Source organism: Solicola agrisoli, assembly GCF_049059935.1.
Taxonomy (GTDB): domain Bacteria; phylum Actinomycetota; class Actinomycetes; order Propionibacteriales; family Nocardioidaceae; genus JAURVT01.
The window spans coordinates 13,615-34,712 of sequence record NZ_JBMGQR010000046.1 but is presented as its reverse complement, the minus strand read 5'-3'; the positions used below and the strand labels follow the sequence as shown (position 1 = coordinate 34,712).

Annotated in this window: 19 protein-coding genes and 1 pseudogene; 12 read left to right on the top strand and 8 right to left on the bottom strand. The window is 67.9% G+C overall.

Annotation, left to right across the window (positions count from 1 at the left end; all coding sequences use genetic code 11):
- From ACI6PP_RS15485 to ygiD, 3 genes and pseudogenes are all read left to right on the top strand, one after another.
- A pseudogene (locus ACI6PP_RS15485) lies at nucleotides 1-267 on the top strand (hypothetical protein); the annotation flags it as partial.
- 31 nt (nucleotides 268-298) lie between these two features.
- The gene (locus tag ACI6PP_RS15480; protein WP_421112505.1) at nucleotides 299-1,039 is read left to right on the top strand and encodes an alpha/beta hydrolase; all 741 of its coding nucleotides are present in this window, start codon (nucleotides 299-301) and stop codon (nucleotides 1,037-1,039) included.
- Between the two features lie 84 nt (nucleotides 1,040-1,123).
- On the top strand, nucleotides 1,124-1,999 hold the full coding sequence (gene ygiD, locus ACI6PP_RS15475) for a 4,5-DOPA-extradiol-dioxygenase (protein ID WP_421112504.1): 876 nt from the start codon (nucleotides 1,124-1,126) through the stop codon (nucleotides 1,997-1,999).
- A 71-nt stretch (nucleotides 2,000-2,070) separates the two neighbouring features.
- Here the strand turns inward: ygiD and ACI6PP_RS15470 are convergent, their stop codons facing one another.
- A complete protein-coding gene (locus tag ACI6PP_RS15470) occupies nucleotides 2,071-2,526 on the bottom strand; it encodes a cupin domain-containing protein (protein WP_421112503.1) in 456 nt (151 codons plus the stop codon).
- A 190-nt stretch (nucleotides 2,527-2,716) separates the two neighbouring features.
- On the opposite strand from ACI6PP_RS15470, the gene ACI6PP_RS15465 reads away from it, so the two are divergent.
- Genes ACI6PP_RS15465 through catC form a run of 4 tightly spaced genes read left to right on the top strand, consistent with a single transcriptional unit; the run spans nucleotide 2,717 to nucleotide 5,923 of the window.
- Nucleotides 2,717-3,637, top strand: coding sequence for a LysR substrate-binding domain-containing protein (locus ACI6PP_RS15465; RefSeq protein WP_421112502.1), 921 nt, complete (start codon nucleotides 2,717-2,719; stop codon nucleotides 3,635-3,637).
- Nucleotides 3,634-4,737 (top strand): mandelate racemase/muconate lactonizing enzyme family protein, encoded by a 1,104-nt coding sequence (locus tag ACI6PP_RS15460; RefSeq protein WP_421112501.1) that lies wholly within the window; start codon nucleotides 3,634-3,636, stop codon nucleotides 4,735-4,737. Before ACI6PP_RS15465 ends, ACI6PP_RS15460 begins: the two co-directional genes overlap by 4 nt.
- A 30-nt stretch (nucleotides 4,738-4,767) precedes the next feature.
- Nucleotides 4,768-5,625 (top strand): catechol 1,2-dioxygenase, encoded by an 858-nt coding sequence (catA, locus tag ACI6PP_RS15455; protein ID WP_421112500.1) that lies wholly within the window; start codon nucleotides 4,768-4,770, stop codon nucleotides 5,623-5,625.
- Between the two features lie 13 nt (nucleotides 5,626-5,638).
- On the top strand, nucleotides 5,639-5,923 hold the full coding sequence (gene catC, locus ACI6PP_RS15450) for a muconolactone Delta-isomerase (RefSeq protein WP_421112499.1): 285 nt from the start codon (nucleotides 5,639-5,641) through the stop codon (nucleotides 5,921-5,923).
- A gap of 981 nt (nucleotides 5,924-6,904) precedes the next feature.
- On the opposite strand, the gene ACI6PP_RS15445 is transcribed toward catC, so the two are convergent.
- The 3 genes from ACI6PP_RS15445 to ACI6PP_RS15435 all read right to left on the bottom strand — a co-directional run bounded on the left by ACI6PP_RS15445 (nucleotide 6,905) and on the right by ACI6PP_RS15435 (nucleotide 12,030).
- Entirely contained in the window at nucleotides 6,905-7,507 is a 603-nt protein-coding gene (locus ACI6PP_RS15445; RefSeq protein ID WP_421112498.1) for a TetR/AcrR family transcriptional regulator, read from the bottom strand.
- A gap of 628 nt (nucleotides 7,508-8,135) precedes the next feature.
- Nucleotides 8,136-10,280 (bottom strand): MMPL family transporter, encoded by a 2,145-nt coding sequence (locus tag ACI6PP_RS15440; RefSeq protein ID WP_421112497.1) that lies wholly within the window; start codon nucleotides 10,278-10,280, stop codon nucleotides 8,136-8,138.
- A 922-nt stretch (nucleotides 10,281-11,202) separates the two neighbouring features.
- Complete coding sequence (locus ACI6PP_RS15435; protein WP_421112496.1) at nucleotides 11,203-12,030, bottom strand: oxidoreductase; 828 nt, start codon at nucleotides 12,028-12,030, stop codon at nucleotides 11,203-11,205.
- A 105-nt stretch (nucleotides 12,031-12,135) separates the two neighbouring features.
- On the opposite strand from ACI6PP_RS15435, the gene ACI6PP_RS15430 reads away from it, so the two are divergent.
- The 3 genes from ACI6PP_RS15430 (at nucleotide 12,136) to ACI6PP_RS15420 (ending at nucleotide 14,720) form a co-directional block, all read left to right on the top strand.
- The gene (locus ACI6PP_RS15430) at nucleotides 12,136-12,702 is read left to right on the top strand and encodes a TetR/AcrR family transcriptional regulator (protein ID WP_421112495.1); all 567 of its coding nucleotides are present in this window, start codon (nucleotides 12,136-12,138) and stop codon (nucleotides 12,700-12,702) included.
- 1,105 nt (nucleotides 12,703-13,807) lie between these two features.
- The gene (locus ACI6PP_RS15425; RefSeq protein ID WP_421112494.1) at nucleotides 13,808-14,293 is read left to right on the top strand and encodes a hypothetical protein; all 486 of its coding nucleotides are present in this window, start codon (nucleotides 13,808-13,810) and stop codon (nucleotides 14,291-14,293) included.
- A 298-nt stretch (nucleotides 14,294-14,591) separates the two neighbouring features.
- On the top strand, nucleotides 14,592-14,720 hold the full coding sequence (locus ACI6PP_RS15420; protein WP_421112493.1) for a hypothetical protein: 129 nt from the start codon (nucleotides 14,592-14,594) through the stop codon (nucleotides 14,718-14,720).
- A gap of 326 nt (nucleotides 14,721-15,046) precedes the next feature.
- On the opposite strand, the gene ACI6PP_RS15415 is transcribed toward ACI6PP_RS15420, so the two are convergent.
- The 3 genes from ACI6PP_RS15415 to ACI6PP_RS15405 form a co-directional block, all read right to left on the bottom strand.
- Nucleotides 15,047-15,316: a metal-sensitive transcriptional regulator gene (locus ACI6PP_RS15415; RefSeq protein WP_421112492.1), complete on the bottom strand. Its 270-nt coding sequence runs from the start codon at nucleotides 15,314-15,316 to the stop codon at nucleotides 15,047-15,049.
- A 70-nt stretch (nucleotides 15,317-15,386) separates the two neighbouring features.
- The gene (locus tag ACI6PP_RS15410) at nucleotides 15,387-17,504 is read right to left on the bottom strand and encodes an MMPL family transporter (RefSeq protein ID WP_421112491.1); all 2,118 of its coding nucleotides are present in this window, start codon (nucleotides 17,502-17,504) and stop codon (nucleotides 15,387-15,389) included.
- Entirely contained in the window at nucleotides 17,505-17,870 is a 366-nt protein-coding gene (locus ACI6PP_RS15405) for a rhodanese-like domain-containing protein (RefSeq protein ID WP_421112490.1), read from the bottom strand.
- Nucleotides 17,871-18,003: 133 nt separating this feature from the next.
- On the opposite strand from ACI6PP_RS15405, the gene ACI6PP_RS15400 reads away from it, so the two are divergent.
- The gene (locus ACI6PP_RS15400; RefSeq protein WP_421112489.1) at nucleotides 18,004-19,374 is read left to right on the top strand and encodes an MBL fold metallo-hydrolase; all 1,371 of its coding nucleotides are present in this window, start codon (nucleotides 18,004-18,006) and stop codon (nucleotides 19,372-19,374) included.
- Nucleotides 19,374-20,144, top strand: a complete 771-nt coding sequence (locus tag ACI6PP_RS15395; RefSeq protein WP_421112488.1) for a sulfite exporter TauE/SafE family protein — start codon at nucleotides 19,374-19,376, stop codon at nucleotides 20,142-20,144. Before ACI6PP_RS15400 ends, ACI6PP_RS15395 begins: the two co-directional genes overlap by 1 nt.
- A gap of 172 nt (nucleotides 20,145-20,316) precedes the next feature.
- On the opposite strand, the gene ACI6PP_RS15390 is transcribed toward ACI6PP_RS15395, so the two are convergent.
- Nucleotides 20,317-20,940: a fumarylacetoacetate hydrolase family protein gene (locus ACI6PP_RS15390; protein WP_421112487.1), complete on the bottom strand. Its 624-nt coding sequence runs from the start codon at nucleotides 20,938-20,940 to the stop codon at nucleotides 20,317-20,319.
- Nucleotides 20,941-21,098 lie beyond the last annotated feature (158 nt).

Genomic DNA, 21,098 nt, shown 5'->3' with positions numbered 1-21,098 from the left:
TTCGGCTCGATCGGCGCGCAGATCCTCGTCAACGGGTTCGTCGCCACCTACTACCCCGACGCGACCCGGGCCACCGCGCTCGGCGTGACGCTCGGCCTCGGACGGCTCGGTGCCATCCTCGCGATCTCCGGCGGTGGCTGGCTGGTCGCCGCCGAGGCCGGCCAGCTCGTCAACTTCTCCATCTGGGCCGTCGCCGCCATCGTCGGCCTGGCCACCGTCCTCGCCGTCCCGCGACGTGCACACACCTCTGCCCAGCAGACGTCCTGACCGACCCCACCCACACCCCTCGGGAGCACCCATGACCCAGACCTTCGTCCTCTTCCACGGCGCCTGGCACGGCGGATGGGCGTGGAACGCCGTCGCCGCGCACCTCCGCGCGGACGGACACGTCGTCCACCAGCCCACGGCCCCGGGACTCGCGCCCGGCGACGACCGCCGCGGCGTGGGCCTGACCGCCGTCGCCGACGCGCTCGTCGCCCACGTCGAGGACGCCGACCTGCACGACGTCGTGCTCGTCGGGCACTCCTGGGGAGGCATGGTGCTGTCGTCGGTCGCCGAGCGGCTTCGCTCCCGCCTGACGCGCCTGGTCTACTACAGCGCGTTCGTCCCGCTGAGCGGCGAGTCGCTGTTCGACCTGGTCCCGCCGGACTACCAGGGCCTGTTCACCCAGCTCGCCGACGCCTCCGACGACAACAGCGTCGCCATGCCGCTCGAGGTCTGGCGCGGCGGCTTCATGCAAGACGCCGGCTCCGAGGCCCAGGAGATCGCGCACGCGCTGATGCTCCCCCAGCCGTTCGCCACCTTCACCGACCCGGTCGGCGACGTCGACTACGGCGCGCTCGGCGTCCCCCAGAGCTACGTCATCTCCCCCAACGACGTCGCCCTGCCGCCCGGCGAGTTCGCCTGGGCACCCAGGTTCCCCGAGCGCCTAGCGGACCCGATCGTCATCGAGACGGTCGCCAGCCACGAGTCGATGTTCACCGCGCCGGCACAGATTGCGGCGGCGCTCGTTCGAGCTGTCGACGGTCCGGCGGCCTGAGCCTGGACCTTCACTGCTGCGGACGGGGGGCCGTGCGCCTAGCGTGTCTCTGACCGACTCGCCGCGATACGATCGGAGCACCTGTTGACCACCTCCCCTGACGTCACGGGCACGATGCCCGCGGCCTTCCTCGGCCACGGCAACCCCATGAACGCACTTGAGGTCAACCGGTACACCAGCGCCTGGCGCGCGTTCGGCAGGTCCGTGCCGCGGCCTCGCGCCATCCTGGTCGTCTCGGCGTACTGGTACATCAACGCGACCGCGGTCACCGCGATGCCCAGGCCCCGGACCATCCACGACTTCTACGGCTTTCCCCAGGCCCTGTTCGACGTCGACTACCCCGCCCCCGGGCTCCCGGAGTTGGCCGCGGAGGTCAGCGACATCGTTAAGCCGACCTGGGTCGGTGCCGATGTCGACTCCTGGGGCATCGACCACGGCACCTGGTCAGTCCTGCTGCACGCGTTCCCCGACGCGGACGTCCCTGTCGTCCAGATGTCGATCAACGCCGACAAGGGGCCGGACTACCACTTCGACCTCGGCGCGCGCCTGGCGCCACTACGCGAGCAGGGCGTCCTGATCGTCACCAGCGGCAACGTCGTGCACAACCTCTCCGGCATGAGCCGCTCCATGCCCGACGAGGGGTTCGAGTGGGCCCAGCGGTTCGACCAGGACGCCAAGGAGCGGATGCTCACCGACCCTACCGAGATGGCGACCCTCGACGCGCACGCCGACTACGGCATTGCCGTGCCCACCCCGGACCACTTCATCCCGTCGCTGTACCTCGCCGGCCTCGCCGCTGCGGCCGACGAACCTCGGGCGGAGGTGCTCGTCGACGGTTGTGCCTACGGGTCGCTGTCTATGACGGCCTACACGCTGGGCATGACGTGCGCCCAGGGCATCGAGTCCGGTGGCGCCGCCGCGATGCCGACGGACGTGCCACCGGACCAGAGCAACCTCTGACCGCGCCGCGGCTCGACCGGTTGCCAGTCCCGAGACTGCCACCGCTCGTGTCCGATCAGACGGTTGGCACGTCAGTCGAACGGCTCGAAGGACCCCAGGTTGTGCGGCTGCGCAAACTGCACCATCAACTGGACGCACGGCTCGTCACCCACCTGGCCCGAACGATGGCCGGTGTTGCCGTCGACCTGTCGGGTCCCGAGGTCCTGACCCCAGTGGATGTCTCCCGGTCCCATCTCGACGCGTGTTCCGTCCTGGGTCTCGATGAACCAGCGCCCCGAGAGCGGCACGATCCACTGCGGCACTGGGCTCTCGTGCCACTCCCCCTTCCAACCCACCTCCATGTGGTTGAAGAGGACCTTGGTCACCTCGCCGGGGATCTCTCGCATCCACAGCGGAGATGCCTTGCCCCCGACGCTGCCCAGCTCAAATCCCGCCAAGTCGGCCGCACCGATACCGCTCAAGCCGTCGGGACGCGTCCACATGCTCAAAAAGGGCATGACGGGAGGTACTTGCTCGCGTTCGCTCACACCTGATGGTACGAGCTCGACTCCGTGAGTCGAACGGGGCAGCTGAGGAATGCTGAGCCCGGTTGACCAATTATTCATCGCTGAAACCGATAAATTTGCGCTGATCTGGTCTTTGTCACCAATCAGCTCCCGACCTACTGTGGTCCGAGCCACACACCTGGCGTGGTGGCGGGGCGAGCGGAGGTGCGTGATGGAGCTCAGGCACCTGCGATATTTCGTGGCCGTCGCCGAGACCCGGCACTTCGGACGCGCCGCCGAACGCCTGCACCTGGCACAGCCGGCGCTGTCGCAGTCGGTGCGTCAGCTCGAGGCCGAGCTCGGCACCACCCTACTGGCGCGCACCACTCGCCAGGTGAGCCTGACGCCGGCCGGAGAGTTCTTTTACGCCGAGGCCGTCCGCACCCTGCAGGGCCTGGACGACGCCGTTCGCGGCGTGGCCCGCATCGCCGACGGGCGCGACGGGCTGGTGCGCGTCGGCTTTACCGGCACCGCCGCCTACGACCAGCTCCCCCGCATCGCCCGCGCCGTCAAGCAGGACCTGCCCGACGTCGCCCTCGAGATCCATGCCGACCTGCTCACCCCCGCCCAGGTCGACGGACTGCGCTCGGGCCACCTGGACCTTGCCGTCCTGCGCCCGCCGGTGGCAGGCGACGACGTCGAGACGCGCACCGTCGCCCACGAGCGGCTCCTGCTCGCCCTGCCCGCGGACCACCGCCTGGTCAGCGAGCCCGCGCTCGACGTGGCCGACGTCGGCTTCGAGGACTTCGTGATGTACGCCGACGCGCACTCGGCGGTCAACGAGGCCATCGTGCGTACCTGCCGTGCGGCCGGCTTTGCGCCGCGCCGTCAGCACGAGGCTCCCGGCACCTCAGTGCTCCTCGCCCTGGTCGCCGCCGGCCTTGGGGTCGCGATGGTGCCCGAGTCGGCCCGCGCCATCCCGCTCGCCGGCGTCATCTTCCGCGAGATCACCGGCGCGGCCACGATCGACCTCGCCCTCGCGTGGCGACGCAACGACACCTCTCCGCTGGTGTCCGCAGTGGTCGAGGTGCTCGACACACACGGCCTGTTCGAGGTCGCCGACCCCGTTCGCGAGCTCGGAGAGGTCCTGTGAAGATCACCGCCGTCGAGGCGATCCCGTACTCCATCGACTACCTCAAGCCCCTGCGGTTCGCAAGCGGCGAGGTGCACGCCGCCGAACACGTCCTAGTTCGGGTGCACACCGACGACGGCGTGGTCGGCGTCGCCGAGGCCCCGCCGCGCCCGTTCACCTACGGCGAGACCCAGGCCGGCATGGTCGCGGTGATCGAGACGATCTTCGCGCCGCAGGTCGTCGGTCTGACGCTCACCGAGCGCGAGATCGTCCGCGCACGCCTGGGCCGCACCGTGGGCAACCCCGTGGCCAAGGCAGCGATCGACATGGCGATCTGGGACGCCCTCGGCCGCACCCTCGACCTCCCGGTCACCGAGCTGCTCGGCGGCTACACCGACCACATGCGGGTGTGCCACATGCTCGGGTTCGACTCACCCGAGGCGATGGTCGACGAGGCCACCCGGATGCGCGACGTGCACGGCATCGAGGTGTTCAAGGTGAAGGTCGGCCGCCGGCCGGCCTCCCTGGACGTCGCCGTCGTGCGGGCCCTGCGCGAGCACCTCGGCGAGGATGTCGAGCTGTACGTCGACGGCAACCGCGGCTGGACCCCGTCGGAGTCCGCCCGTGCGATGAAGGACATGGCCGACCTCGGCCTGACGCTGGCCGAGGAGCTGTGCCCGGCCGACGACGTGCTCGGCCGCCGCTGGCTCGTCCAGCAGCTCGACGTCCCCTTCGTCGCCGACGAGTCCGCGGTCACCCAGGCCGACGTCGTCCGCGAGGTGCTCGGCGGGTCGGCCACCGCGGTCAGCATCAAGACCGCCCGCACCGGCTTCACCGACTCCAAGCGCACCCACCACCTGTGCGAGGGCCTCGGCCTGGAGGTGGTGATGGGCAACCAAATCGACGGCCAGCTGGGCTCGACCTGCACGGTCGCGTTCGGCGCCGCCCACCGACTCACCTCGCAACGTGCCGGAGAGCTGTCGAACTTCCTCGACATGAGCGACGACCTGCTGACCGAGCCGCTCGTCATCACCGGCGGCCGCCTCCCCGTCCGTCCCGGCGCCGGTCTCGGCGTCGAGATCGACCCCGACCAGCTCACCCGGTACCGCCAGGACCGGTAGCGCCACACCCAAAACACCGACAGGAGAACCATGAGCATCGACCAGACCTCCCCCTCCGGGCTCGCAGGAGCCCAGCTCGCCGGCTCGAACGCCACCCAGCGCTTCGCCGCCGACAAGACGGCCAACGTCGCCGACACCTCGCCCGAGCGCGTCAGCCTGCTCGCCCGCTCGGTCATCGACGCGGTCAACGACACCATCCGTCGGCACGAGGTGACCTACGACGAGTACAACGCCCTGAAGTCGTGGCTCATCGCCGTCGGTCAGGACGGCGAGTGGCCCCTGTTCCTTGACGTGTGGGTCGAGCACGCCGTCGAGGAGGTCGCCAGCAGCGACCGTGAGGGATCCAAGGGCACCATCGAGGGCCCGTTCTACGTCCCCGACGCCCCCGAGCTCGGCGCCGAGGGGACCCTTCCCACCCGCGAGGACGAGAAGGGCACCCCGCTGCTCCTGCAGGGGCAGGTCACCGACGTTGAGGGCAACGCGCTGCCGCACGCCGTCGTCGAGATCTGGCACGCCGACGACGACGGCTACTACTCCTCCTTCGCCCCCGGCATCCCCGAGTGGAACCTGCGCGGCACCCTGACCACCGGTGAGGATGGCAGGTACTGGGTGCACACCATGCGCCCCGCGCCCTACCAGATCCCCACCGACGGCTCCTGCGGTGCGCTGATCCGCGCGGCCGGATGGCACGCCTGGCGCCCCGCCCACCTGCACCTCAAGGTCGCCGCCCAGGGCTACCAGCCCATCACCACCCAGCTGTATTTCCCCGGCGACGAGCACAACGACGACGACATCGCCTCGGCGGTCAAGCCCGAGTTGATGCTCGACCCGCAGGACGTCGACGGCGGTCAACAGGTCACCTACGACTTCGCCCTCGACAAGGCCTGAGGAGGACTCCCACGTGCTGTTCGCCGTCACCATGGACGTCGCAATCCCCCACGACCTGGACGCCGATGTTCGCGCGGACACCCTGGCACGCGAGAAGGCCTACTCGCAGGACCTTCAGCGCGTCGGGGAGTGGATGAGCATCTGGCGCTGCGTCGGCCAGTACTCCAACCTGAGCATCTTCGACGTCCGCGACAACGAACGACTCCACGAGATCCTGTGGGGCCTGCCGCTGTTCGCGTACATGACGATCCAGGTCACACCACTTGCCCAGCACCCGTCCGCCATCGCGGCCGGCTGACCCAAATGGCCAGGTCGCCGGGCAGCACCCACCTGTACGCGGCCGCGCGCACCCCGTTCGGGAGGTTCGATGGTGCGCTCGGCGGGGTCCGCCTTGCCTGGGTCAATGCCACGGTGCGAAAGAAGAGCCGCAACGTCGGACGGATAACAGTACTCCTGGCCGGGTTGCCGGTCAGCGCGCCCGCGACCAGCGTCCCTGCGGGTCGGCCTCGACGCCGCGATGATCGCCTCCTGCAGCACCGAAGTCGGGGACGTGGGCGTCTTGGTGGCTATTGGGCCTGGAGTTCATGCCACGGATTGTCGATGTAAGTCTCGACCAAAGACCAGCGACCGCGAACGCCGTGTTGACGGCCAACTGCGTGTCGTGATGCCGGGCCGACCGATCGCTTACCCGGCCCGCGCGCATCGCTGTGGCGTTGCGCATCGCAGTCGAACGGCTCATCAGAGTCGCCGCGCCGCTGAGGATCTGCTCGGTGTGTGGGTGAGGGCATACTCCACGGCTGCCGACGCCGGCCCAGTAAGCCACCAAGGGGCCCAGCCGTTCGTAGGCCACCAAGCGCTTGTCACAGATGTGCTGCAGACACCCTCCGGGTAGTCCGCGTGGGCGTGGTTACTCCGTCGGAATCGGTGGTCACCTTCGCCAACGCAGCCTGCCCAGGCTTGGTCACCGCCTGCCAATAATCCAGCTTCGACAGGGCGGCACCTGCCGCATCCGCACCGGGAGCGCCTTCGGACAAGGAGCAGGGGGTCACACCTTCGCCAACTCGTCGCGGTGCAAAACGCGGACGGCCCTGCTCTCGTACTCGCACCATTCAGGAAGGAGTGGGGCGGTGAGGACACCGGACGAGGGTCTCGCACCCGGCGCTCAGGTGGTTCGGTCAGGCCCCGGGTGAGGCACGTGGGTCCAGCCCCTTGTTGCCTGCAAATGACCGTCGCAGCGGCTAGGGGACCAGAAGGCCGACCGCCGTGCTACGGAGCCAGATCAGACCGTCCGAGGCATGGTGGGCGGATCGGCCTGAAGGGCCGTCATCACGGTGCCGGCTGCCTCGGTCAGTGCACCTCCGTCGAAGGGCGTCCCACCAGTGCGGGCGCGGGCGGCGGCAACCTCGAACACCCCGACCGTCACGCGGGCCGTCATCGCGCAGTAGGTGTCCGACTCCGGCCGTCCTAGCCGGTGAGCGATCGCGGCCTGCAGGGCGATCCGCTCCCGAGTGAGCTCATCACGCAGCCGAGATCGCAACACCTCCGATCTGGCGAGCAGTTGACTCACCTGGAACAAGCGCCGTTCATCACCTCGCTGCGCGCCGGTGAGAGCGCAGACGGCATGGCCGAGGGCGACCGCCATGGGCTCGTCGGACGGTCTGCTCGCGAGTTCGTCGGCCATCTGACCATGCAGCGCGACGGGCGCGAGCACGAGAAGATCCTTCGTCGGGAAGTACCGATAAAGCGTTGAGAGAGAGACGTCGGCCTTCTCTGCAATCTGCTCCAGCGTCGTCTCCTCAAAGCTCTGCTCGACAAAGAGACCAAGAGCTGCGTCGAGGAGAAGCTCTCGAGTCCGCTCGGCGTTTTTTGCTCTGAGACCCACGATTGGACTCTACAGCCACTCTCGCGAGCAGCGAGCCTCAGAACGAAGCAGGCCCTAGTCATGACTGGCCCATGGACAACCGGTAGGTGGTTCGTCGACGACATTCGCAGGCAGGTGGCGGCACCGCCTGACCACGACCAGGCGCCCTGCAGACAGGGGTCGGTCGCGGCACCACCGGGCTGCCTTCCCAACCAGGCCTAGAAGTCCATGGCGTCCAATTCATGCCCAGGCCCAGTGGCGACCGTGCGAACGAGGCGAGCGCGAATACCCCCGTTGCCACATCCATGGCGGATGACGAGCCGCAACTCGCGGAGCCGAACGGAAGGGCACGTCCGATCCAGTCGAGACCGAGCCGCGGTGGCACCATGCCTCACCGGGCTCCGCGGCGCACGACGGCCGACCTTCGGAACTGAGGAGGCGATACTGGTGATCCTCGGCTCGCCCGTCGAGACCGCCGGCGGTTCGTGCTGACCTGGAAAGCTCCGGATAGCTGCCCACCAGGACGTGGGCCTGGGAAACCCCGAACCTTTCTGACATCCCTCTTGAGCTATTGCCTGAGACCTCGACGGGCCCTGCGGGGGCACGGTTGGACGGTGCCGACGAGAAGTTCCGACGGCACCGTCCAACCTCACGACGAGGAGGTAGCCCCACAGGTGGCGAGTTCGAGCGCGGGATCCAGTCGCCGAGTCAGCTCCTCGCCCTCGATGTCGAGGTTGGGCAAGATTCTTGACAGCCAGTTCGGCATCCACCACATTCGATCCCCGACCAGCAGCATCACGGCCGGGACGATCGTCATGCGGACGATGAATGCGTCTGCCAGGACGCCGACCGCCAGCCCGAATCCGATGGTCTTGAGGGTGACGTCGTCAATCAACGCAAAGCCGGCGAAGACTCCGATCATGATCACCGCGGCTGCGGTGACGACGCGTGCACTGTGTGCGAAGCCGTCCAGGACCGCCTGCGTTGCCGGTGCACCGTGTGCGTAGGCCTCTCGCATACGACTGACCAGAAACACTTCGTAGTCCATCGCCAGACCGAACAGAATGCCCGTCAGCATGAGCGGAAGAAGAAACAAGATTGGCGAGGTGGTGTCGAGCCCGATCATTTGACTGAGCCAACCCCACTGAAAGACCGCGACCGTCGCCCCGAGCGCGACGCCGACCGACAGCAGGAAACCGAGGGCGGCTTTGAGGGGTACCAGAATAGACCGGAACACGACTACGAGCAGCACGAAGGCCAGCCCGATGACGATAGCTAGGTAGATGGGGAACACCGAGTTCAGTTCGTCGACGATGTCAACATCGACGGCCGTCTGACCGGTGACCATGGCTCGGGCGCCAGTCTTAGCGGGAAGGTCGTCGAGCGTGGCGCGGATCTGTGTCACCAGGTTCTTGGTGTCCGGTGCGGTCGGGGCGCTCGTGGGCACGACCGTGATCGTCGCGAACCCGACCGCGTCAGTCTGCTGCTGCAGCGCCGCGAGGGCCTGCGGCGTCTCCCGTGACAATGGCGACTGGATCGAGGCGATGCCCCTGGGAATGCTCTCGAGCTCAGTGGTCGCCTGCACGACCGCAGCGGCAGGGTCCGAAGAGCTGGCGGTGTCGACTACGACGACCAGCGGGCCGTTCGCTCCGGCGCCGAAGTTCTTGGCGACGAGGTCATAGGCGACCCGCGTGTCTGACCCGGACGGGTCGGTGGCCGCACCCGGCAGGGCGAGCTGCATTGACAGCACCGGGATGGCGGCAACGGCCGCGAGGGCCACGCCACCCACGAGCGCGGTGCGCGGAACCCGCGCGACGGTCTCGATCCAACGGCGTCCGTTGGTCCGGCGTCCCTGATCGCTCTGTCGCTTTTTCAGAAACGGCAACTTGGGCGAAGTGACACGGTGGCCGGCTAGTCCGAGCATTGCCGGCAAGAGAGTGAGGGCGATGACGACGGAGAGCGCGACCATCCCGGCTGCCGCCAGGCCGAGCTGGCTGAGGAAGCCGACCCCGCACACCGAGAGCCCGACCAGGGCGATGACGACGGTCAGGCCCGCGAAGATGACCGCCGAGCCTGCGGTACCTACGGCGCGTCCCATCGCGTCGGGAAGGTGGCGCCCCTCTGCGACCTCGTGCCGATACCTCGACATGATGAACAGCGCGTAGTCGATTCCTACTGCTAGCCCGAGCATCACCCCGAGCGCGGGCGTGGTGGAACCGATTGCGACGAACCCGCTCAGCAGACCGATCGAGGTGAACCCGATCCCCACGCCGACCACGGCCGTGATCAGTGGCATCCCCGCCGCGACGAGAGAGCCAAAAGTCAACGCCAGGACGAAAAAGCCGACGACCAGCCCAATGAGCTCGGCGATGGGCGGGGCGCCTGCCTCCTCGGCCGCACTTCCCCCGACGACCGCGAACAGACCGCCATCTTCCGCCGCGGTCGAGGCGGCAGACAGAGCATCCCGGTCAGCTGCGCTGAGATCGTCCGTGGGCACCGTGAAGCTCACGTCGGCAAACGCCACCTGCCCATCGGCCGACACGGTGCCTGCCTCGAACGGGTCATCGACCGAGCCGACGTGGCCCGTGGAGATCTTCTTTAACGACGCGGCGATCACCTGGCGATTTGCGGGCTCGTCAAGTCGCTGGCCCGAGGGCGCCTGGAACACAATCCGGCCGCTGGCCCCGTCTGAGGACGTGTCAGGGCTGCGCTGCTGAACCAGGGTGAGCGCTTGCGCGGACTCGGTTCCTGAAACCTCGAAGCTGTCGGTCGTCTCGTCGGACAGCGTGATCATCCCCATCACTGTCGCCGCAAACACCAGCGACCAGAGGCTCACCAACAGCTTTGGGTGAAGGAACGACCATCTGCCGAGTCGGTACAAGTGCCAAGCCATAGAGTCCTCGCAATAAGAAGGTTAGGTTCGCTATGAACTGTACCTTGCTTATGAAGTGCCACTTCACTTGGCGGTGCGTTGAGATTGGTTGCCTTGGCAACACCGAGATCAGGACCAGGAGCACTTGTCGCACCCTCAGCGGTGCCCGCCATACGCACCAGTTCCCCGTGCGGGATCGACCAGGTTCTCGGATGGGCAGCGCCGCGGCACCGTGGTCGAGTGAGCCCACGGTGTCCTCGTGCAACGCGACGTACTCCATCTCAGACCTGAGAAGACGCTGCGCCAGCGCCGCCGCCCGAGGTCACGCCGGACGGCGTCGCCGGCCCCGACCTCGACGTCCTTGTGGTCGGTCTGCGCCCACCCGGTCCGCTCAGCGCCGCGAGCGTCTAGCTAGCGAGTCTTGAGGTCCCAGCGGGTGCGGGCGCGGGCGCCACGCATAATGCGGGCGGTGGCACCGAGCAGCCCACTGGGACTTTTGCGCCGAAGGTTGCCGTCGGGCCCGACGCCGAGGCGGTCTGGGACGCAGCGCGACAAGCTCAACAGCGCCAGACAGGCCTCAGCAATGACCAAGGTATCGTCCGCCGGTGGCGTGTCCGGCGAATTTTCGGGAGACCGACCGATCTTTCGGGTGATCTCCTGGCTGACGAACCTAAGGCGACGGGACCATGTGCTCTCTGCGCCGCCACGGATGCATGGCTCCACACGGCGCGAGCCCTCAACGGGTTGGCGACGCCTGGCCACCCGTCGCACGACCGGTCCTGTGTGTGACCACGGTTGCCGCGTCGAAGGCGAGCTCGACCGCCCTTTGTTCTGTGCCGGCTGATCAACTGCCGAAGGAGACCGAACGCGTGAGGTGCTGCCATCTCTGATCTGATGCTGCTTGGGCCTTCTCGGTCGCGCCGACATACTCGATGGCATCGTCCCCGACCAACAGGCGCACGGGGGGGTCTTCCAACGCGAGGATCGACCTGATCAGTTCGGCTACCTTGGCTGGGTCCGACGGTTCATGGCCCTGAGAGGCCCGGACTCCCTCGGCCATCGCACCCACCGTGACCTTGTAGGGCTCGCTGATCTGGGGGATGGTCATGGAGGGCCCCGCCCAGTCTGTGCGCATGCCGCCCGGCTCCAGCACGATCACCTTGATTCCGAGGGGCGCCACCTCTTGCGCCAGCCCCGAGGAGAAGCCACTGACCGCCCACTTGGCGCTCTGGTAGGCCGTCATTCCCGGGCCAGAGATCCTCCCGCCGATCGAGGAGATCTGAACGATGTGCCCTGCGCCCTGCTGACGCATCACTGGGACAACCGCCTTCGACATGTAAACCACGCCATAGAAGTTGGTGTCGATCTGTCGGCGGAAGTCCGCCAGATCGACGTCCTCGACTGAGGCGACGTCCCCGTAACCGGCGTTGTTGATGACGACGTCGATGCGACCGAACTCTGCGAGGGCGCGATCAACGACAGAGCGCGCAGCGTCCGCGTCGGTGACGTCTAGCGCGAGAGTCAGGACCGCCTCGCCGTATCGATCTGTCAGATCGTCAAGCTGCTCCGGTGTTCGTGCGGTGGCGACAACCTGATGCCCAGCGGCGAGGGCGTCCTCGGCAATGGCACGCCCAAGACCCCGCGAACTCCCCGTGATGATCCACACCGACATCTCAACACTCCTGTAGTGAACGTTCATTCATTAGTTATCAACTCTAGGCTACGACATTCGAGCACCACCCGCCTGAGCCCGTACTGCACACCGAGAGGCCTGGAGTTGTCCCGTCGCGATCCTGAAGACAAGAAGAGCCGACTCCTCGACTCGGCATTGACTGCGTTCGCCGCCAAGGGGCTGGCGGGGGCACGCGTTGATGAGATCGCCGGCGCCGCCGCCTGCAGCGTCGGGCTCGTGTACTCGCACTTCGGCTCGAAGGAGGCTCTGTTTGATGCTGTCCTGGACCACGTCACTCAGCAAGTGATCACGCAGACGGCCATCAAGCCCTCCAACCTCGGCGAGTACGCCAGCCAGCTATACGAAGACGCGGCCACCCATCCCGAGATCGGGCGGTTCGCCGCCTGGCACCAACTCGAGCGGCGCCCTGGCGCGGTGCGCGATGCCGTCGCCTTAGCTACCCAGCACGACATCAGCGCGATTCAAGCAGCGCAGGAAGCCGGAGAAATATCAGATCGAGTACCGGCCGGCGAACTGCTGGTCGCCATCCAGGCCATCGCGCGGATGTGGCTGACGTTACCCGCTGAGGTCGTAGAAGCCGCCGAACCAACTAACTCTCACCGGTACCGAGCACGAGCCGTTAGGCGAGTCGTCGACACGCTGCTGCGCTGAACGCCCTTTCCCACCTGTGAGGACGTAGGTCCGCGGGTCCGGCAACTGAACCGTTGCGCCCTCCATAGCGATGTGTGAGCCCAAGACTCGACCCTCCTGTCTCACGACTACGAGTCAGGCTCCGCGGGACCACCATCGCCTCCGCGCCGACCCGGGCATCTGCGTATGGGACAACGCCAAACCAGGCGCTCGGGCCACCTGGGTGAGTAGGTGCGCGACTTCCTCACACTCTGCTGCGACGGCGACCTGTCAGGGCCGAGGTCTGCGGACTGACTCGCGGGCAGTGCTCGTTGCTCAGGGATACTGCCGGTCGCGACGGTCCCGTGGGGTCGGTGTTGTCGACCCGTGGTGGAGCTCAGAGTCGACCGCGCTGAGAGCTTTCCGAAGCGGTGGTCTGGCACTGCCAACTCGGGCGGTTGAACGTGGCGTCCGAGCTGCAGCGCAGACGGTCCGCTTGTGCACGCCGGCGGCACGATCGGTCGTGAAATCGTGCTGCTGGCATCGACAGATCTGCGGATTCGTGAAACGTCGCCCCTCTTCGGTCTCTACCATCTTGACTAGAACCGCTTGGCCTGTGTTGCACCTGCCCAGTGTTGAGCCGAGGGCCACTCGACCACCCCAAAACGAGGCTTCTGTGTCCACGTCTTCCCCACGCCGCATGCTCCGCGCGGGACTGCTTCTTATCGTCCTCTGCACGGTTGCAGCCTCCGGACTGATGTCAGTGTCAACGCCGTCGGGCACATCGACGGCGCCCTTCCGTGCGTCAACGGCCGCGGGGACGATTGTGGGCGACATCTCGCTACGAGCAGATGTCGTAGATGCAGGCTTCCGCTCGGCCAAACCGAGGACTTGCAAGAAGAAGCCGCCCAAAGCATGTACGTCGAAAAGCTGCAAGAAGAAGCACAAGCGCAAGTACAGAAAGTGCGTGGCCGCCAGCAAGCCCACCGCGCCGACTGCGGCCCCGACCTCCCCGACGACCACGCCCCCCGCCCCCACTCCGGCACCTGTTCCCACTCCGGCACCTGTTCCCACTCCAGCACCTGTTCCCACTCCGACATCCGTTCCTACACCGACCCCGGCTACCGAGACCGTGCCGGACGGTCCGATGACCTATACCTTGCTCACGGAAACCTCACCCAGCTCCGATCAGCTCGACGCCTATGACCGGATCCGTGCCGCGATGGACGCAGCAGTTCTCCGATACAACCGGCACTCGTCATTCGCGCGGCACTTGTATGTGCGCTACTCGCCCTGGGTGGGCACAGCCGAAGGCGGCGGCAACGACATCAGCTTCGGTGCCAACCGCGCATTCATGAATGAGCGCACAGCCCTGCACGAGATCGGCCACACCGTCGGCGTCGGGATCAGCTGGGGTTGGTTCCAGACCTGTAGCAATCAGGACGGATCGGGCTACTGGACAGGACCGCGAGCGCGGCAGTTGATCAAGAATTGGGACGGCCCGGAAGCCGAAATCAACTGCGGAGGATCCCATATCTGGCCCTATGGCATGAACTACGACAATGAGTTCACCGAGACCAATGCCGACCGTCATGTCGAGCTCATGCAGGCGATGGTGCTCGATGGCCAGTAGACGAATGGGCCGGGTCGAACTCTCGTCCATCAGGCCACGGTGAACACCTACGGCCGCAACAGGACCGAGCCAGGCGACCATCTCCTCAAGACCGCGACCGCAACCTTCTTCTCCTCCTCACTAAGTCGAGTAGACACAATGGGGAGTGCCTGCTGACCCAGGACAACCGTTGGGGCCTCCGGCGGCGTAGGGCTGGTGGTCGTGCAGCTGGCGGCCGCACGTGGAACTCGGGTGGTCCCCATCTGCAGCGGCGACAAGGCCGTAACCGTGACCGACGCCGGGGCGTCCGCTGTCGCCGATGGACAAGCCGTTCGGGTCGTCGCAGGCGTCCGTGGCACGCCCCGACGGCTTCGGCGCGGTCGTCGACTCCAATGACGGTCCGACGATCGCCGCGGACTTGGGGCTGCTGAGCACCGGTGGCCGCTAGGTGCTCGCGAGGTCGATGGACGGGGATGCGGTCGAGCCGGACGTGGGATCTCTGCCAATGAACCTTTCGCTTATTGGGTCGACCATGCACACCCCGCGCATCTTCGAGATACTCGACGTCGCGGGGTGCGGTGCGGTACGCCCGGTGGTGGCCGGGACATTTGACCTGGCCCATCCCGTGCAGGCGCAGAGCAGTGGCGTGAGCACAGGGTCAAACTCGGCCTACGACCGTGACGGCCCCAGCGTCAACCACGGCTGTTTACCCGGGTGGGCCTGCTTGTGCTGCCAAGTCACTCGTTTACTGGGAGGGTCTGGCGCAATTGCATCTCAAGCGAGAGCGAGGAAGAGCTTCTCGAGCTCGGCTTCGGTGAGGGGGTCGCCGCCGTCGGCGCGGTCCTTATCCATGCAGTGGCGCATGCCGCTGGCGACAATTTGGAAGCCGGCGCGGTCCAGTGCGCGGGACACAGCGGCGAGCTGAGTGACGACGTCCTTGCAGTCGCGGCCCTCGTCGATCATGGTGATGACGGCGTTGAGCTGGCCCTGTGCGCGGCGCAGCCTGTTGCGGACCTTGGTGATGCTCTCCTGGTCTCCGGTCATGGTGGTTCTTCCTTCTCGCTGTGGTGACGTCGACGGTACCCGGTGGGGTATGCGTTCCCAGGCTGGACGGTCAGTGGCCGAAGGTGACGTTCGGCAGGATGCGGCGCAGCCAGGTCGGTGACCACCAGGCGGCGTGGCCGGTGAGGCGGAGCGCGACTGGGAGCACGACGAGGCGGACGAGGACGGCGTCGAGCAGGACGGCGGTGCCCAGGATGATCCCCATCTCCTTGGGTGGGAGCGGGTCGGCGAGGGCGAAGGTGAAGAAGACGGCGACCATGACGGCGGCTGCGGCGGCGATGACGCGTCCGGAGTGGGCGATGCCGTCGATCTGGGCGGTGGCGGGATCGCCGGTGCGGTCGTGGTGCTCCTTGGCGGTGGCAAGCAGGAAGACGGTGTAGTCCATCGCGATCGCGAAGATCATCGCGAAGAAGAACACCGGCGCCCAGCCGTCGAGGAAGCCCTGGGGTTCGAAGCCGAGCAAGCCCGCGCCGAGGCCGTCTTGGAACACCAGGCGGGCGACGCCGAACGCGGCGGCGGTGGACAGCAGGCTGACGGCGGTGCCGATCAGGGCGATAAGCGGCGCCTGGAGCGCGACGAGCAGCAGTGTGAACCCGAGGGTCAGGATGATGCCGACGACCCAGGGCAGATAGTCGTCGAGGGCGGTCTGCAGGTCGATGTTCTCAGCCGGCGCGCCGCCCACGACGGCGTTGCCGGGGAGCTGGGTGCGGAGCTGGTTCAGGGTGTCGGCGAGCCGGGTCGAGGAGGGACCGGAGTCGGGGACCACCTGGGTGAGCGCGAGCCCGGAGCCGTCGGTGGACGCCTGGGCGGGCATCGCGGCGGCGATGCCGTTCGTGTCCTCGATGGCGGTGTCGACGGCACCCTGCTGCGCGGTGGGGGCGATGATTTGCAGGGTGCCGGGCGCGCCGGTGCCGAACTCGTCCTGGACCAGGGTGTAGCCCTGTCGGACACCTGTGTCGGCGGGGACGACGTCGATGGACGGCATGGCGACTTTCAGGCCGATGATCGGCAGTGCGAGCGCGACCAGGACGAGGGTGGCGGCGATGCCCAGCGGCCAGGGGTGGCGCTCGACGAGATGGCCCCAGGCGGCGAACCGGGGTGAGCGGTGGGGTTGTGGCTTGGTGAGCGGCAGGCGTGCGGCGTCGACGCGGTGTCCGAGCTTTCCCAGGACCGCGGGGAGAAGGGTGATGCTCGCGGCGAGGACGAACACAACGGCGAGCATGATGCCCACGGCCATGGTTCGCACCGCCGGGGCGGGGACGATGAGGACGGCTGAGAGGCTGACCAGGACGGTGAGTCCGGACAGGACGACGGCTTTTCCGGCGGTGTCCATCGCCTCGGCGACGGCCTCGGCCGGTTGCTTGCCGGCGGCCAGGGCGCCGCGGAAGCGTTGGACGATGAACAGGGCGTAGTCGATGCCCAGGGCGAGGGCGAACATCAGTGCGAAGTTCATCGCCCAGACCGAGATGGGTGTGACCTGGTTGAGTAGCACCAGGGCTCCTGCGGATGCGCCGAGGCCCATCATGGTGAGCAGCAGCGGCAGGCCGGCGGCAACGAGCGAGCCGAACGCGAGGACCATGATCGTCAGCGTCACGGGCCAGGAGACGATCTCGGCCTTGATCATCGCGTCGTGGTTGGCCCTGTTGAAGTCCGACCACAGGGCCGATGCGCCAGTGGGGAGCACCTGCACCTGATCGGTGGACAGGGCAGCCAGGGCCTCCTTGTGGTCGTCCAAGACGCGGACCATGTCGTCGGGGGTGGCGGCGGCGCCGGCGATGAGGATGGCGGTGTCGCGGTCGGGGCTGATCGTGGCACCCGGCTGGGGTTGGACGACGTCGGCGATCCGGGGGTCGCCCTCGAGCAGCGTGGTCGCCTGGTCCAGGACTCGGCGAGCGGCGGAGTCCTCGACGGTGCCGTCGGTGGTGTGGACGACGACCTGGACCGCGGTCGAGCCGGTGCCGCCGAAGTGCTGCTGGGCCAGGTCGCGGGCGGCGACCGAGTCCGAGCGGTCGTCCTGCCACCCGGCTCCGGCCAGGTCGTTGAAGACGCTGGGGGCCAACGATCCGAGCGCCGCGACGGCGACGATCCAGGCACTGAGCACGAGGCCGAAGCGGCGGGCCATCGCCCGACCGAGGCGGCCCATCGGGCCCGGGGTGCGCGGGTGCAGCACTCAGACCACCGTGCCGGTGTCGCCGTGGTCGGTGAGGACCGGTCGGCCGGTTCGGGCCCAGGCCGCCATGCCTCCGCGAAGGTTCACCACGTCGTGGCCCTGCTCGGCCAGGACGCCGGCGGCGACCGACGAGCGCCCACCGGAACGGCAGACGGTGACCACGGTGCGTCCACCGACGAGCTCGGGGGCTCGTTGCGCGACGTGCGGGAGCGGGAGATGGGTGGCGCCGGGAGCGTGGCCGGCGGACCACTCGTGGTCCCTGCGGACGTCGAGGAGCAGAGCGCCGGCGGCGATCAGCTCCTCGGCCCCCACGGGGTCGACGTCGCGATAGGCGGACCGTGAGGTGAAGCGGTCGAGCAGCCCCATGACAGGACTCCTTCCGGGTGGGGTCGAAGACAGCCAGAACGATACCCCCGGGGGTACTTGGATACCAGGGGGGGTATATGGCATCGTGATGTCGGCGGCAGGGCGCCGCCCCCCAGCAGCGATGGAGACGCTTGTGATTCTCAGCCAGTACTACCTGCAGTGCCTGTCCCACGGCTCGTACCTGATCGGTGACGAGACGTCCGGTCAGGCCGTCGTGGTCGACCCGCGGCGCGACGTCAGCCAGTACCTCGACGACGCTCGGGACCAGGGCCTGCAGATCATCGGTGTCATCAACACCCACTTCCACGCTGACTTCCTCGCCGGCCACCTCGAGCTCGCCGAGGCCACCGGCGCCTGGATCGGCTACGGCCAGCCCGCCGAGGCCGCGTACGAGATCCGGACGCTCTCCCACGGCGAGCACATCAGCCTCGGCGAGGTCGACCTGGAGATCCTGGAGACCCCTGGGCACACCTGGGAGTCGATCAGCGTGCTGGTGCGCAAGCACGCCGACGACGACGTGCCCTATGCCGTGCTGACCGGCGACACCCTGTTCATCGGCGACGTCGGACGCCCCGACCTCGCGGTCGTCGTCGGCGGCTCAGTCGACGAGCTCGCCCGCGCCCAATACCACTCGGTTCACCACGTCCTGATGGGCCTGCCCGACGAGGTCCGCGTCTACCCCGCCCACGGGGCCGGCTCGGCCTGCGGCAAGAACCTGTCCAGCGACCTCGACTCCACCATCGGTGCACAACGCGCGATGAACCTCTCGGTCCAGCCGATGACCGAGGACGAGTTCGTCGAGCGCATCACCACCGGGCAGCCCGCCGCACCGGAGTACTTCGCCATCGACGCCGTCCTGAACCGGCAGAACCGGGCCACCCTGAGCATCGACGACACAATCGTGCCGTGGAGCACCACCGAGGTCGCCCACGCGATCGCCGGCGGCGTCAAGATCCTCGACACCCGCACCCCCGACGAGTTTGCCGCAGGCCACCTGGCCGGCGCGATCAACGTCGGGATCGAGGGACGTTTCGCCGAGACCGCCGGCATGGTGGTCCACCACGACGACGAGATCCTCCTCGTGCCCGCGCCCGGGCGCGCCCAGGAGGCCGGGCTTCGCCTCAAGCGCATCGGCTACGACCACGTCGTCGGCTACGTCAAGGACGTCGACGCCACCCACCACACGCTCGCCGACCAGGTCGTCAGCACCCAGCGGCTCAGCGCCGTCCAGGTCCAGCACGCCACGACGGAGTGTCGGACCACGATCCTCGACGTCCGCAACCCCGGCGAGCTCGACAACGGCGTCATCGGCGGCAGCCTGCACATCCCCCTGGCCGAGCTGGGACGCCGACACACCGAGGTCCCCGCGGACACCCCGGTGATCGTCTACTGCGCCAGCGGCTGGCGCTCGAGCGTCGGCGCCAGCCTGCTGCGCACCCACGGACACACCGACGTCACCGACCTCGACGGCGGTTACCACGCGTACGCCGAAGCCACCGCCTGATGGACCCGGCCCAGATCGCCGTCGCGATCACCGCCGGCCTCGTCATCGGCGCCCTGCTCGGACTCGTCGGGGCCGGCGGCTCGATCCTCGCCATCCCCGTCCTGGTCTACGGGCTCGACCTCGACGTCCAGAGCGCCGTCCCCGCCTCGCTCGTCGTCGTCGGATCCGCCGCCCTGGTGGCCGCACTCCCTCGCCTGCGACACCAGATCCGATGGGGTCCGGCGCTGGTCATCGGGGCCGTCGGCATTCCCGCCGCCTGGGCCGGCAGCACCGTGGCCCGCCATACCCCCGACCGGCTCCTGCTCAGCATCTTTATCGCCCTCATGCTCGCCGCCGCGCTACGCATGCTCGTGCGCGACGACGAGAGACCCGGCCCGTGCCAGCTCCCCAGCGGCGGCACCGACTGGGCACACTGCCTACCCCACTCAGGACTGCTCGGGCTCGCAGTTGGCTTTCTCACCGGCCTTGTCGGCGTCGGCGGCGGCTTCCTCATCGTCCCCGCCCTCGCCCTCGGCGTAGGCATCGAGACCGCCATCGGCACCTCGCTGGTCATCATCACCATCAACTCCGCCGCCGGACTCACCTCCCACCTCGCCCAAGGCACCATGCCGTGGGACGTCGTCTCCGCATTTGCGCCGGCCACGGTCCTCACGTCCCTCGTCGCCACCCGCCTTCGCCACCACGTCCCCCAGACCGTTGTCCGCAAAAGCCTCGCAACAATTGTTCTCGCCGTCGCCGCGGCAATGTCCTTTCGCCTCGCCCTGGCTTGACCCAACTCACGCGAGGCGCGGGTCAGGCATCCCCGCGGCCGTTCCGCAGTCCGAACACCACACGGCGCCTGCACGCCGCCGGTCGCTCGGTGGCTGGCCGCGTCGCGATGGGGATCGTCATTCGGGACTTGCAAACCACGCCCGACCGGAGGCGGTCGTAAGATCGAGAGCGTCAGCGGTTAACCACCGGGGTGCGAAGAATGCCAAGTCGGTTGACCTCCACTTCCACCTCGTCCCCGTCGCGCAGCAGCCACGGCGGGTTGCGCACGTACCCGACTCCTTCGGGAGTGCCGGTGGCCACGACGTCACCAGGGTTGAGCGTGAAGGTGCGACTGACCAGGGACAGGATCTGTCCGATGTCGAAGATCATGTCGCGGGTGTTGCCGTCCTGGACGGTGGTGCCATTGACGCGGGTCTGCACGCGCAGGCCGTCGCGCAGGTCGCCGACCTCGTCGGCGGTCACCAGCGGCCCCAACGGTCCGCTTCGGTCGCCGTTCTTGCCCAGGGTCCATTGAGCGGTCAATTTTTGGGCGGTCCGGGCCGTCAGATCGTTGAATGTGGAGTAGCCGAACACGGCGGCGCGGGCGCTGTCCTCGTCGACGTCGACCAGGGTGCGACCCACGTAGGCGGCGACCTCGCCCTCCCAGTCCAGGCCGTCCTCGTTCGCCGGGACCGGTGCTGGCACCCCACCGACGCTGAGCGAGGCGGTCCAGCGACCAAAGATGGTCGGGTGCTCGGGGACGGTGAAGCCGCCCTCGCCGGCGTGGGCGTGGTAGTTGAGGCCGATGCACAGCACGCGGGCGGTCGGGGGCACCGGCGGCACCGTCCGCGCGTCGGTCTCGGGGTCCAGGGCAGTACCCGAGGCCTGAGAGGCAGCCTCGGGGTCGGCCCAGAACTCCTCGACGGTCGCCAGGAGGCGTGGACCGTCGTCATCCAGTCGAGCGACGTGGGTGG